Here is a 13,228-nt window from a genome sequence, read left to right on the forward strand (position 1 = left end):
GCTGCAGCTGTTCGGGAGCGACCGCCAGGCTAAACCGTCCACACCTCCGGGATCCCTCAGACCTTGGTGGAAATGCCCAGCAATTGCAGGAGCCCCCGCAGTGGGATCTCCACCTGCTCGGGACGGTGGTTGAGCTCGTAGCCCAGCTCAGAGATGGCCTTCTCCAGCAGATAGGCCCCTAACAGCACTTCCAGCTCCTGCCAGCTGCGGGGCAGAAAAGCCCCTTGGGAAGCCACCTGGAGATACTCGGCCAAGAAAGCAGCACAAACCCAGCGGTACCAAAACTGGGCCCAGCGCATCATGTCGGGGCAGTGGTCACCGCAAACTAAGCCGCTTTCCAGTTGCTGGCGCAAGGCCAGGTGGACGGCGTAGTGGAAGGATCGCAGCATCCCCGCCACATCCCGCAGGGGGCAACGTTTGAGGCGGCGTTCCCCCAGCGACCGGCTGGGATCTCCCTCAAAGTCGAGGATGACAAAGTCCTTGCCAGTAAACAGCACCTGGCCCAGGTGGTAGTCCCCGTGGCAGCGGGTGCGCAAAGCCGTGATCTTCCGCTCCAGGATGAGGCGGAAGCGGCTCATGATCTCCCCTTCTTGGTCGTAGACAGTCCGGGCCAGCTTGGCCTCCAGGTCTGGCAAGTTGGGGATTTGCTTGGCCAATACGGGAAACACCTGGCCCACCAAGTTGCGCATGGATTGATAGATGGAGCGCTGGTAAAGACTGGAGAAGGGCTCGGGGGCAAAGTCTTTATTTTCCGTCTCAGCAGCCAGAGCAAGGTGCAGCTCGGCGGTGCGCTTGGCCAAGATCCGCACCGACTCCAGGTAGCTGCCAATGGTGGCGTAGGCCAGCTCCGGCAGGGGAAGTTGTGCAAGTTCCAGGAAGGATCCCTGCGGAACGGGCACGGGATCCACCTCTGGGTAGTGAACCAGCACCGTCTCGAAAAACTGCTCGAGGCTGTCTAAGGTGTAGTGCCAGGCATCCCCCTCGTTGGGGATATACTCCTGCAAAATGGCCAGAGTAATGGGCTGATCACTGGGAGCAAAACCCCGCGCTCCACGGCGACGGCGATACTCTAGGGATCCCAACAGCCGCGGCACCCGCACCTGGGGATGGTGCTCCAGCAGGTAGCGGCCAACCTCCAGCTCTGGGTTTACCCCCTCGGCTAGCTTGCGGTAGAACTTGAGGATGTACTGGTTGCCGTAGACCACCGAGGTGTGGCTCTGCTCTGCCTTGAGGAGACGGGGCTCTAGGCTGGGGTCGTACTCAAGCGTAGTCAAGCTCGTGGCCCAAAGCTCTCCCCGCCCGTGGCGTAGGTGAGCCTGCTGCGCAATCATCTGCAGCAGATGCAACAAAAAGGTCTTATCGGCCAGCGCGTCAAAAAGCACGCCCGGCGGATCCCCAGCCACTTGCACGGGGACAATTACGGCTTGCGGCGTCTCCACCCGCAGCTGGAGAGCTGTCTCCTGGGTGGCGTAGCCGACAGGGAGAGAGTAAAGTTCTGCCTCCCCCTCGGTAAACTCGGTCTGCAGGAGCAAAATCTGGCCCCGGAAGGGGGGATCTGCCTCCCAGGTGCAGGGGATGGCATCCAAGATCTGGGCCGACTGGATCTGGCGGTTTTTGGAGCTAAACCAACGACAGCGGTAGAGGTAGTCGCCCAAAACAGCCTCCACCTGCTTTTGGCTTTCCCGTTGAAAGAGGCTGTCCCAACTGCCCTTTTGAATAACCAGCGTGGCTGGGCGAGCCTGCTCCTCTAGCCTGCTAGGGCTAAGGTGAAGGGGCTCCGTTTTGGTCTCAAGGGAGAACCAGTAAAAGGAGTGGGGGCCCAGCGTGAGGAAATAGGGTAGCCGCCCGATGGGGGGAAACTCTGTCCGCCCAAAGATCTCCACTGGGATCAACCCTTCCCACGGCGACAGATCCAGCCCCACCCACTGGGCGTAGCGAGAGAGATTGGCCACCACTAGGATGCGCTCGTTGCCGTAGGCCCGCATAAAGGCCAGCACCTTGCGGTTTTCTGGGTGCAGCACCTCAAAGGAGCCGCGGCCAAAGGCCTGGAAGCGCTTGCGCACCGCGATCATCCGCTTCATTGCCCACCAGAGGGAATGGGGATTATTGCGCTGCGCTTCCACATTGACCGCTTCGTAGTGGTACTCAGCGTCAATAATGACGGGCAGATAGAGCTTCTGGGGGTTGGCCCGCGAGAAGCCAGCATTGCGGTCAGCGCTCCACTGCATGGGGGTGCGCACGCTGTTGCGATCCCCCAGGTAGATGTTGTCCCCCATGCCAATTTCGTCCCCGTAGTAGATGACCGGCGTGCCGGGTAGGGAAAACAGGAGGCTGTTCATTAGCTCAATGCGGCGGCGGCTGTTGCCCAACAGGGGAGCTAGGCGGCGGCGGATGCCCAGGTTGATCCGCGCCTTGGGATCCTTGGCGTAGACCTGGTACATGTAGTCCCGCTCTTCATCCGTAACCATCTCCAGGGTGAGCTCGTCGTGGTTGCGCAGGAAAATGGCCCACTGGCAGGTTTCGGGGATGGGGGGCGTCTGCTGCAGGATATCGATGATGGGGAAGCGATCCTCCATCTGGAGGGCCATGAAGAGCCGTGGCATGAGGGGGAAGTGGAACTCCATGTGGCACTCGTCCCCATTGCCGAAGTAGGCTACGGCATCCTCCGGCCACTGGTTGGCCTCTGCCAGCAGCATGCGGTCGGGGTATCGTTGGTCGATGTGTTGGCGCAGCGCCTTGAGGAAGGCATGGGTTTCCGGCAGACTCTCGCAGGGGGTGCCCTCCCGCTCGTAGAGATAAGGCACCGCGTCCAGCCGCATGCCATCTACCCCCATGCTCAGCCAAAAGTCCACCACCTCAAACATGGCTTTTTGCACGGCGGGGTTGTCGTAGTTGAGATCTGGCTGGTGGGAGTAGAAGCGGTGCCAGTAGTAGGCTTTGGCCACCGGATCCCAGGTCCAGTTGGAGGCTTCAAAGTCCTGAAAGATGATGCGGGCCTCTTTGTACTTTTCGGGGGTGTCACTCCAGACGTAGAAATCCCGCTCAGGGGTGCCGGGGGCAGCGCGTCGGGCCCGCTGAAACCAGGGGTGCTGATCCGAGGTGTGGTTGAGGATGAGCTCAATGATGACGCGGATCCCGCGGTGGTGGGCGGCATCCAGAAAGATCTTGAAGTCCTCCAGGGTGCCTAAGTCAGGGTTAACACTGGTAAAGTCGGAAACGTCGTAGCCATCATCCTTGAGGGGGGAGGGGAAAAAGGGCAGCAGCCAGACGGCTGTAATCCCCAGGTCTTGCAAATAGTCCAGCTTTTCGGTCAAGCCCTGGAAGTCGCCCACGCCATCGCCGTCGCTGTCGAAAAAGGCCCGCACCGGCACCTCGTAGATGATGGCGTCCTTGTACCAGAGGGAAGTAGGGGCCAAGCTGGGGACAACGGAGCGCAGAGGAGTTCGGCTCATCATAGGGCGGCAACAAAACCGAGGGGTCAATCGGCTAAAGATAGCCTTGGGGCTGGGATCCGCTCAAGAGGCTATAGCCTCTTCTGCAAGGCCAAGGATCCCAGCCAAGAGTGCCTTCCCCTCTCCCCCTAAAGAGAAACTGGGCAGGGGCGCTCACTAGGCAATGCCGCTGCGCTTCTGCGCCTCTTTGCGGGAGATGGTTACATGGCGCAGGCCGGCGCGGATGAGCTCCTGCTCCACCAAGGCAAAAAAGCGCTGCCGATCCCCACTGCGCACCACGGCCAAATGGTGGGCTTCGGCCAGAGCAATGGGGTAGCCAAAGCCCTTTTGCACCTGGCTTAGCACCCCCCCTAGGGCCTGCTGCAGCAGCTCGGACTCCTGGGCTACCCAGGCAGGAAACTCCAGGCGGGCAATTTCGGGATCCCCTTTCCCACCACCATTGCCGACATTCAAGTAGCAACAGTGGATGTGGTGTTCCCCAAAAGTCTCCAGGACGCTGGCGCCACTGCGCCAGAGGGGGCTACGCTCGCCCGGCTGCAGCAGGGATCCCCAAAAAACGCGATCTGCCAGAGGGGCAAAGGGCTGGCAGGGGGGAGTTTTCTCGCCGGCGCAGTAGCGGTGGCAGTCGCAGCCCAGGTAGGGGCACAGCCCCAGGCCCAAGTAGTTGAGGGTTTCGCTGCTGCGGGAAGCGCTAATGTAGCCCACTAGAGGAATGCGAGCCAGCCGCAGCCGCTCTAGGGCAGCTAGGATGGGCTCTAGCCAGGGTTGTTGGGCCGGCTTGGGCAGCGGCTCCAGGCCCCAGGGGATTAGGGATCCATCAAGTAGCGCCAGCACCCGGCGAGTTCTGGGCAGCGCTAGGGCCAATTCCACCAGCTCCTCCAGTTCTACTTGGGAGCGGCGAAGGGCCAGTCCAGCTTCAGCCTCCAGCTCTGGACCCTGCTGAGCTGCTGGGCGGGGAAGGCGACGGGACGTCCTTCCCCGCAGCCAGGGGGAGCGCTCGGGTTCGGCAAGGAGTCCCTCCCCGTAGATCAGGAGGGGCTGGCTGTCCAGCAGCGGCCACTCTTGCGTGCCGTAGTGGAGAGCCACCCGCCCGATGTTGATGAGCGAGCAGTAGGCGATCTCGTGGTGGCTGGGCAGGATCTGGGAGCCGTCGGTAGCCACCACCGTGTGCGGTCCCTGCAAAGGCTCCACCTTGGGCAGGGATCCCCAGGTTTCCGGCGGCTCGGCAGGGCTGGCACAGGTAAAGGCCAGATGGGATCCCCACTCCGCCCAGCGGGACTGCCAGAGCTGGGGTTGTTGTTGCAGGCGGGCAAACTCCTGCCAGGCTCGGCGCAGGCGCCCTTGGTTGGCCTTCGACTCCTGCTGCAGGTGGCGGGCGAAGGCGGGAATCTGCTCGCTCAGTTTAACAAGATCCAGCATAGGCGGCTGGCCCACCCCTGCCGGCAGCTAGGGGCTCCACTTCAGAGGGATCCCTCTTGCCCTCGCTCGCGGGGTATGGGGTGGCAGCGGTAGCTGCGCCCAGCTCCTCTAGCGGAAACTCCCCGTAGACCTCGCTGCTGTTGTTGGGGCTTTCCTGCAGGCGGACACGGTGCAGTTGCACCCCCAGCTCCCGCAGGGGCAGAGTTAGCAGCCGCTGGATGTAGAGGGCAATGTTTTCGGCGGTGGGCACCACCTGGGCAAAGTAGGGGATGTCTTTGTTTAAAAAGGTGTGATCTAGGGGTTTGACCACCTGCTCCTCAATTACCCGCTGCAAAGCCGCCAAGTCCACGATCATCCCCGTGCGCGGGTCGATGGATCCCTTGACAGTGATCTCCAAGCCGTAGTTGTGGCCGTGGCCGTGGGGGCGGGCGCAGAGGCCGTAGATGGCGGTGTTCTCTTCCAGACTGAGGTGATCCAAGGCCAAGCGGTGGGCGGCGCTAAAGTGGGTGGCAACGGTCAAGTAGGCTTGCATGGCTTCTCCTCGGTATTCGGCCCAAAGGTGGGGATCCTCGTAGAGGCGCACACTACTAAGCGGCAGCGCATCGGCTAGGCGCTGCCAGATGGCGTAGGCGATAAACTCGGTGGTGGGCAGGGTTTGGGCAAACTCTGGCCAAGCTTCGTTGAGGTAGGCAAAGTTCAGCTCTTGAATGACCCGTTCCTGAAGCACTTGCTTGACCTCTGAGAGGTTGAGCACCATGCCGTACTCATCCACCTCCCCCGTCAGGCCCACCTCCAGCACGTAGTTGTGGCCGTGGCCGGGGAAGCGGGCGTGGGGGCCAAAACGGGCCAGGTTCTCGGCTTCAGAGAGCTCCGGCAGCCAGTAGCGGTGGCTGGCGGCAAAGTGGGCACGGCGGTAGATGGTACAGGTTCTGGACATGGAGGGCAGAGGGGCAAAGCGCAGGGATCCCTCCTTCAGCATAAACTGCAAACCTGTCCTGGCGCTGGGCAAAGGAAGAAGCTCCTGGGGCAGGACTTTTTGCGCCAGAAGTATGTCAACCTGGAGGATAGGCAACTCTTTGGGCTGCTGGGAGCGCAGGCTAGGAGCGGCTGTGGTCTATCGGGTTGGGCTACTGGGGCTGGGTACTGTCGGCACGGGGGTGGTAGAGATTTTGCAACGCCCACCTCACCCCCTCTTGCAGGCTGTCGAGCTTGCGGCGGTAGGGGTGCGTTCCCTGGACAAGCCACGGCGGGTGGCCATCCCGCCTGAGCGCCTGACCACTGACCTAGAGCGGATTGTGTCGGATCCAGACATTGACGTGGTGATTGAGCTCATGGGCGGGTTGGAGCCGGCTCGCAGCCTCATCCTAAAGGCCATTGACCACGGCAAGCCAGTCATTACAGCCAACAAGGCGGTCATTGCCCGCTATGGCGAGGAGATCTTCCGCGCTGCTGCCCAGGCCAGGGTGGCTGTGCTGCTGGAGGCAGCCGTGGGGGGTGGGATCCCTGTCGTCCAGGCTTTGCAGCAGTCGCTGCAGGCCAGCCGCATCCAGGCGGTCTGGGGCATCATCAACGGCACGACCAACTTCATCCTCAGCCAGATGGCCCAGGAGGGTAGCTCCTTTGCCGAAGCGCTGGCCCAAGCCCAAGCCCGCGGCTATGCGGAGGCGGATCCCAGCGCCGATGTGGAAGGATGGGATGCGGCGGACAAGATCGCCATTTTGGCTAGCCTGGCGTTTGGGGTGTCGGTGCCGCGGGAGGCCATCCCCTGCGAAGGGATCCGCAGCATCAGCCCCACCGACATCCGCTATGCCCGCGAGTGGGGCTACACTTTCAAGCTTTTGGCCATTGCCCAGAGGGCTGGCGTCCCAGGAGCCGAAACGGCCTTGGATGTCCGCGTCCACCCCACCCTATTGCCGCTGACCCACCCGCTGGCCAACATCCACGGCGTGGACAACGCCGTCTGGGTACAAGGGGATCCCCTAGGGCAGGTGGTGCTCGCCGGGCCGGGGGCGGGACAGGGGCCGACGGCCAGTGCTGTCGTTGGGGATCTGCTCACCCTACTTGCCCACCTGCAGACAGGGGCCCATCTCCCCAATCCTCTCTGGGGATTGCCTGCTTCTCCCCCTGTGGCTTCCCTGCTGCCGCTGGCGGAGGTGCAGTCGGAGTTTTACGTGCGGGTATTGGCCCAGGATCGGCCGGGGGTGATGGGGGCCATTGGCACCTGCTTTGGCCGTCATGGGGTGAGCCTGGAGAGCATTACCCAAAAGGAGTGCCACCAGGAGCTGGCGGAGATTGTTGTCCTCACCCACACCGTGCGCGAGGCCGACTGCCGGCAGGCGCTGGCCGAGATCCAACAGCTTCCCCAGGTAGCCGGGATCCCCAGCCTGTTTCGCGTGCTGCGCTAATTGGCGCCCCTCGTGTTGCCCGTGATGGAGGATAGCTAGCTTGGCAGCGACCGTGGATCTTGCAACCCCTGAACTCCTCAGAGCCGAAGTGGTAGTCATTGGGGCGGGCATCAGTGGCCTGACGCTGGCTTGGCGCCTGCAGCAGGGTCTCTCTGGTAGGGGTGGCTCCGCTCAGCCGGTGCTCTTGGCCGAGGCCAGCTCTCGGGTGGGCGGCTGCATTTCCACCCAATCCAAAGACGGCTACCGCTGGGAGGAAGGCCCCAACAGCTTTACCCCTACGCCTGCCCTGCTCAACTTGATTGCCGAGGTGGGCCTGGCCGACCAACTGGTGCTGGCCGATGCCAAGCTGCCCCGCTACATCTACTGGGAAGGAGAGCTGCTGCCAGTGCCGCTGAGCCCTACGGCGGCTCTGGGCTCACGGCTGCTCAGTGTGGGTGGTAAGCTGCGGGCTCTGCAGGGCCTGTTGGGGTTTGTCCCTCCGCCGCCGGGGCAGGAGGAGACGGTGCGACAGTTTTTCCGGCGACAACTGGGATCCGAAGTGGTGGAGCGCCTGGTGGAGCCCTTCACCTCGGGGGTCTATGCTGGGGATCCGGATCAACTCAGCGCGGTAGCAGCTTTCCCTCGGGTAGCTGGCCTAGAGGAGCGCTACGGCAGTCTCTTTGCCGGCGCCCTGCAGGCTCTGCGCCAAAGACCCCAGCCTTTTCCCGCAGCCATCCACCCCCCGCCCAAACGCGGCCAACTGGGCAATCTAAGGCAGGGGCTGCAGCAGTTGCCAGAGGCCCTAGCCCAAAAGCTGGGCGACAGCCTGCGGCTGGGTTGGCAAGCGGTGCAGCTGCAGCGGGAGGGAGAGCTCTATGGGGTGGGCTTTGCAACCCCCGAGGGATCCCGCTGGGTGGCTGCTCGCCAGGTGGTGCTGGCCCTCCCCGCCTATGAGGCTGCCTTGCTGCTGCAGGAACTCAACCCCCAGGCCAGCCAGCTCTTGGCGGGGATCCCCTATCCGCCGGTGGCAGTGGTGGCTCTGGCCTATCCCCAAGCGGTTCTGCCGCAGCCGCTGCGGGGCTTTGGCCACCTCATCCCTCGCTCCCAGGGTCTACGCACCCTAGGCACTATCTGGGCTTCCTGTCTTTTCCCGGAGCGGGCTCCCCAGGGCTACCACAGCTTCCTCAGCTTCCTGGGCGGTGCTACCGATGCCGCCTTGGCCCGCCGGCAAGGGATCCCACCCATCACTGCTCTGTCCCCTGAGGAGCGAGCGCAAATTGTCCACGCCGAGCTCAGTCAGGTGCTGCTTACCCGCCGCGCCGAGCCCATCTACTTGGGCGAACGCCTGTGGCCCCGCGCCATTCCCCAATACACCCTCGGCCACCGGCAGCGGATGGCCCAGTTGCAGGTCCACCTGGCCTCCCAGACGCCGGGGATCTGGGTGTGCGCCAACTACCTAGACGGTGTGGCCCTGGGCGACTGCGTGCGGCGGGCTGAGGCGCTGGCGCAGCAGCTTTTGTCCCAGGTCTAGTCCGATGGGTCGCCCCTACACCGTCCTGCTTTTGGTTCCCACCGGTATCGGTGCCCGGGTGGGCGGCTTTGCCGGCGATGCCCTACCCGTGGCCCGCGCCTTGGCCGCAGCCGCGGATTGCGTCATCACCCACCCCAACGTGCTCAATGGCGCCACCCTCTTCTGGCCCCTGGGGAATGTGCTCTACGTGGAAGGATACGGCCTGGATCGCTTCTGTGCCGGGGAGTGGTTCCTCAGGCCAGTGCGGCAAAACCGCATCGGGGTGGTGCTGGATGCGGGGATCCCTGAGGATCTGCGCCAGCGCCATTTGCAGGTCATGCAAGCCGCTCAGGCCACGCTGGGGCTGGACATTGGCCCCTGGCGCTTGACTCCTCGACCCTTAGGCGTTGCCGTCAGCTTCTCCCCTGCCGGGGCCAGCCAGGGATCCCTAGCGGATCCCGAGGCGCTCCTGGAAGCCGCCCGTGCGCTGCTCGAGGCAGGGGCCGAGGCCATTGCCGTGGTGGCCCGCTTCCCCGACGATCTTGACTTTAGCCAGTACGAGCAGGGGCAGGGGGTAGATCCCCTGGCGGGGGCCGAGGCCATCCTCAGCCACCTGGTGGTGCGGGAGCTGGGGATCCCGTGTGCCCATGCTCCGGCCCTCTACCCTGATCCCGACCCCAAGCCGGTTCACCCCCGCGCTGCCGCTGAAGAGGTGGGGTTTACCTTCCTGCCCTCGGTTTTGGCAGGGCTGAGCTACGCCCCCCAGTTTGGGAAAAGGGGGGATCCCCTGCAGACGGGCGACCTGACAGCCGAGCAGGTGGATAGCGTCATTGCCCCGGCCACCGCCTTTGGCGGCCCCGGCCTGCTTTACCTCGCCAGCCGCCCCCGCCCGCCCCTGTTTATTGCCGTCGAAGAAAACACCACCGTCATGCAGGTCCACCCGCGCCAGTTGGGGATCCCGCATGTGGCGGTTAGCTCCTACCTGGAGGCCATTGGCGTGGTGGTGGCCCACCGGGCTGGCGTGGCCCTCTCGTCGCTGCGGCTGTAGCCTCAGGCTAAGCCCAGTTCTGGCCCAGAAACGGCAACAGGCCAATCAACAGCAGGCCCAGCGTGGCCAGCGACCCAACCAAAAAGGAGAGGGAGCGCCCCAGGGGAATGTCACCGATGTAGAAAAAGTTGTAAAACAGCCGTGCCAGCAGAAACACACCGCAGAGCAAGGCTACCCCTTCGTCGCCGCTAAGGCCAAACAGCCAGGGATCCGGGTGGGGGCCAGTAACATAGGCAATCAAGGCTGACGGCGCAAAGGTGCCCAGGGCCTCAAAGCCGTTGGCATGGGCCCAGGTGGCCCGCTGGCCGTAGGGAGGCAGCCGGTCGAACATAGCCCGCGGCGCATGGGGATCGTAGCCAACGCGGGCGCGGGCATAGCCGACCACGCCCATGGGCAGGTACACCAACAGGATGGCTGCAGCAATCGAGAACAGGGGGATGGCTTGCAGGGGGAGGTTGGGCAACATAGGCAAAACGCAGAGGAAAGAGGCGGCACCCGCACTTTCTCTAGGCTAGCCTCCCTAGGCGGGAATTGGCGCCGGGCTGCCCAGCAGGTAAGCCCCAACGGCTTCTAGGCTGGGCGGGTGCAGGAAAGGGAGGGTGACAATGGCCTGCTGGGGAAAGCGCTGGGGCAACTGGGCCAGGATGGCCTGGTGGCGGCGCCAAAGGGCTGCGCCAAAGGGGGTGGAGTCCTCCAGCCAAACCCGATTGAGAACGGCGTAGGGATGGGGGATCCCTAGGGCATCCAACTCCGCCAAGAGGCGCTCGGTTTCCGCCAGAACTGCCTGTTCGGGGTTGAAGACAGGGACAAAGCTAACAAACTGGGGATCCCGCAGCCGCCGCTGCAGCTGGCGCACCTGGGCCAAGAGATCCCGCAACCGCTGCGCCCATTCCGGCCGGCCCACCACGTCGCGGTACTTTAGCCACAGCTTCAGGGCCAAGCTTACCCAGCCTTCTAGGGCCTGGGGCATCTGCAAAAAGCGCAAGAGGTGGCCGGTGGGGGCGGTATCCACCACCACCAGGTCGAACTGGCCGCTGGCTTCTTGTTCCAGCACCGTTAGCAGGGCCATCACCTCGTCTAGGCCGGGAGGGGGCATCTGCAAAAGCTGTCGCCAAGCCTGCGGGTCGTACTGGATCTCCACCCCTGCCGTTTCCTCCCCCGCCAGGATAGCCGCCACCTCTTCCAGGTAGTCCTGGCGGAAGCGCTCCAGCACTGCCGCCGCCTCGATCTCCTGGCCCAGCAGGTTGGGCAAGAGCGGCAGCGGCTCCTGACCCAGCTTTGTCTGAAACAGATCCCCCAGCGAGTGGGCCGGGTCGATGGAGACCAGTAAGAGCCGCTGGTCGGGATGGCGCTGGGCCAGGTTCCAGGCCAGGGCCCCGGCCACCGTGGTCTTGCCCACTCCGCCCTTGCCCCCCACCAGGAGCAGGCGGATTCCTTGGGCCAAAAAATCTGGCAGGACCACCCTTGGGGGGGAGGGGATCCCGCCGACAGGCTCTCCTGGGCTAGCGGGGATCTCTTCCAACTGCGGCAGCACCTCTGGCAAGGGGCGAAGCTGTTGCACCAGCTTGTCCAGGGCCGTCGGCCCAATCGGCTCCTCCAGTTGATAGGGACAAACCCAGATGGGATAGCCAGGCAGCTCCTCTTGGAGTGTTTTTAGCCAGCGCCACTGCTCCTGCTGGCGGGCTAGGTAAAGAGGCGAGGGGCGGCTGGGGGTTGCTTCCGCTTTTTCCCCTGCGGCCGCCACCGTCCCTAGCAGCACCTGGTTGACCAGAAGACCCCCCACAGGCACACGGCGGCTTTGCAGTTGTTGACAGAAGCGGCGGGTCTCCGCCACGCTCAAGGGCTCCGGGATCAGCACCAGCCAAGCAGAGGTGCTCTCCGGGTCGGTGAGGCGGGCTTTGCCTCCCTCCAGCTCTCCCTGTAACCGCGCCAAAAAGGCATCCGCCTCATCCGGGCAATAGGTGCCCGTCAGGGATTGGACAACCTCGCGGTGCTTGGCCTGGAAGGTGGCAAACACCGCCAGCAGATTATCCAAAAAGTCGGGCAACTCCAACAGCCGCAGGGTGTGGCCGGTGGGGGCCGTGTCCAGGATGACTGTGTCCACCTCTTGGCCTGCCAGCAGGCGGTTGACCTCGAGGATGGCCATCAGCTCGTCCACCCCCGGCCAGTCCAGATCCCAAAGGGGCAACAGATCCTCTCGCCCCAGCCAACTGCCCCGCTCGGCAATGAGCTCCAGAGCCGGGCCGTAGGTCTGCTTGAAAGACTGCAGCAGCACCTCGGCCTGGAGGGCCCGCACCTGCAAGTTGGGCCGTTCGCGCAAGCGGTGCGGAGCACTTTCCAGCAGGGGTTGGGGGGTGTCGGCCACCGGGATCCCCAGCACATCCCCCAGGGAGTGGGCCGGATCGGTGGACAGCAACAGCAAACGGCGCTCTGGTTGCCTCTGGGCTAGGTGACGGGCTAGGGCACAGGCCAGGGTGGTTTTGCCCACGCCCCCCTTGCCGCTCAACAGCAGCAAGCGGCAGGAAGCCGATCGCGTCAGCGGGACGTAGTCCACGAGCCGGTCGAAGGGGGAGTTGTCGAGCTGAGCGGGCTGCAAAGGGATCCCTCGCGCGCAGGTCACCCCTATTCTGGCCTGGATCTCCCTTGGGGATACCCCAGCCCGCTAAGGTAGGCTCTCGCCAACTCCAGTCGGCGGCGTCCTCTGTCCCAGGTCAGCAGCGCGTGGATCCCAAGCCAAAAGCCCGTCCACAGCCAGTTGTGCAACCAGATCTTGCCCAAGATGGGCAGGGTCAGGCCCTCTGTTCCGCCCAGCACCAGGCCGGCTGCCAAGATTAGCCCTTCAAAAGCAAGGAACCCTAGGATCAGCATGACCAAGATCCAAAGGTAATTGCGCAGCCATTGCCGAGGTTGGACAGGGTGGGGCTGGAAAAAGAGCGGGCGATAGCTGGCCAGCCACGCCACCCCCACCGTGCCGATCCCCAAGACCAACCCCCAAGCCAAAGAATCAGGGGTACGGGGATAGTTGTGCCAGGTGTAGCCAAAGATTTGGTTGGCCAGCCAAATCATCGAAGCGCTGACGATTGCCCTTTGGCGAGTTAACGTGGTGCCCGTGACGATGCCAACAGTTACAAAAGGCAGTGTACAGGTATAGGCAATGTTGCTAAGGCAGCCGATGGTGGTCAATAGGCTGGGCCAAAATCGACCTTGGGCTAGATCGCGGGTGGCTTGGATCCAAATGACCTCCGGGATCCCGCGGCGGGTTTTGGGGATGGACTGGACAAGAGCTTGTAGGCTGACCATAGGCTAATCCCCAGGAAAGAGGTGAGCTTTTAAGGGACACTTGTTCAGCAGGTGCTCCTGGACAATTTGCCGCGCTACTGGGGGTGTGACTTGCTTGTACCAGGTGCGGTCACCA

9 protein-coding genes are annotated in these 13,228 nt (G+C 63.5%); 3 read left to right on the plus strand and 6 right to left on the minus strand.

The genetic code is table 11. The features are described from left to right. Positions 1-56 precede the first annotated feature (56 nt). From treS to NW827_RS03545, 3 genes are all read right to left on the minus strand, one after another. Entirely contained in the window at positions 57-3,452 is a 3,396-nt protein-coding gene (gene treS / locus NW827_RS03535) for a maltose alpha-D-glucosyltransferase (protein ID WP_414503339.1), read from the minus strand. A 156-nt stretch (positions 3,453-3,608) separates the two neighbouring features. Then, complete coding sequence (locus NW827_RS03540; protein WP_414503340.1) at positions 3,609-4,871, minus strand: DNA double-strand break repair nuclease NurA; 1,263 nt, start codon at positions 4,869-4,871, stop codon at positions 3,609-3,611. Then, the gene (locus NW827_RS03545; RefSeq protein ID WP_414403725.1) at positions 4,855-5,808 is read right to left on the minus strand and encodes a 6-carboxytetrahydropterin synthase; all 954 of its coding nucleotides are present in this window, start codon (positions 5,806-5,808) and stop codon (positions 4,855-4,857) included. The genes NW827_RS03540 and NW827_RS03545 overlap by 17 nt, the downstream gene beginning before the upstream one ends. Before the next feature lie 172 nt (positions 5,809-5,980). Here NW827_RS03545 and NW827_RS03550 point away from each other — a divergent pair, with 172 nt between their 5' ends. The 3 genes from NW827_RS03550 to NW827_RS03560 are packed head-to-tail and all read left to right on the plus strand — an operon-like array spanning position 5,981 to position 9,813. Next, positions 5,981-7,276 (plus strand): homoserine dehydrogenase, encoded by a 1,296-nt coding sequence (locus NW827_RS03550; RefSeq protein WP_414361312.1) that lies wholly within the window; start codon positions 5,981-5,983, stop codon positions 7,274-7,276. Positions 7,277-7,328: 52 nt separating this feature from the next. After that, positions 7,329-8,786, plus strand: coding sequence for a protoporphyrinogen oxidase (hemG, locus tag NW827_RS03555; protein WP_414503341.1), 1,458 nt, complete (start codon positions 7,329-7,331; stop codon positions 8,784-8,786). 4 nt (positions 8,787-8,790) lie between these two features. Further along, on the plus strand, positions 8,791-9,813 hold the full coding sequence (locus tag NW827_RS03560) for a DUF3326 domain-containing protein (RefSeq protein WP_414361308.1): 1,023 nt from the start codon (positions 8,791-8,793) through the stop codon (positions 9,811-9,813). A 7-nt stretch (positions 9,814-9,820) separates the two neighbouring features. Here the strand turns inward: NW827_RS03560 and NW827_RS03565 are convergent, their stop codons facing one another. The 3 genes from NW827_RS03565 to NW827_RS03575 are packed head-to-tail and all read right to left on the minus strand — an operon-like array spanning position 9,821 to position 13,113. After that, positions 9,821-10,279: an MAPEG family protein gene (locus NW827_RS03565; RefSeq protein WP_414366242.1), complete on the minus strand. Its 459-nt coding sequence runs from the start codon at positions 10,277-10,279 to the stop codon at positions 9,821-9,823. Positions 10,280-10,333: 54 nt separating this feature from the next. Continuing rightward, positions 10,334-12,409, minus strand: coding sequence for an ArsA family ATPase (locus NW827_RS03570; RefSeq protein WP_414503342.1), 2,076 nt, complete (start codon positions 12,407-12,409; stop codon positions 10,334-10,336). Between the two features lie 26 nt (positions 12,410-12,435). Next, complete coding sequence (locus tag NW827_RS03575; RefSeq protein WP_414403597.1) at positions 12,436-13,113, minus strand: hypothetical protein; 678 nt, start codon at positions 13,111-13,113, stop codon at positions 12,436-12,438. Positions 13,114-13,228 lie beyond the last annotated feature (115 nt).

This window comes from Synechococcus sp. H70.1, from assembly GCF_047502705.1.
Lineage (GTDB): Bacteria > Cyanobacteriota > Cyanobacteriia > Thermostichales > Thermostichaceae > Thermostichus.

Bases quoted from the DNA above. Each gene is read 5' to 3' on its own strand.
- treS (WP_414503339.1), bottom strand. From the start codon at position 3,452: ATGAGCCGAACTCCTCTGCGCTCCGTTGTCCCCAGCTTGGCCCCTACT.
- NW827_RS03540 (WP_414503340.1), bottom strand. From the start codon at position 4,871: ATGCTGGATCTTGTTAAACTGAGCGAGCAGATTCCCGCCTTCGCCCGC.
- NW827_RS03545 (WP_414403725.1), bottom strand. From the start codon at position 5,808: ATGTCCAGAACCTGTACCATCTACCGCCGTGCCCACTTTGCCGCCAGC.
- NW827_RS03560 (WP_414361308.1), top strand. From the start codon at position 8,791: ATGGGTCGCCCCTACACCGTCCTGCTTTTGGTTCCCACCGGTATCGGT.
- NW827_RS03565 (WP_414366242.1), bottom strand. From the start codon at position 10,279: ATGTTGCCCAACCTCCCCCTGCAAGCCATCCCCCTGTTCTCGATTGCT.
- NW827_RS03575 (WP_414403597.1), bottom strand. From the start codon at position 13,113: ATGGTCAGCCTACAAGCTCTTGTCCAGTCCATCCCCAAAACCCGCCGC.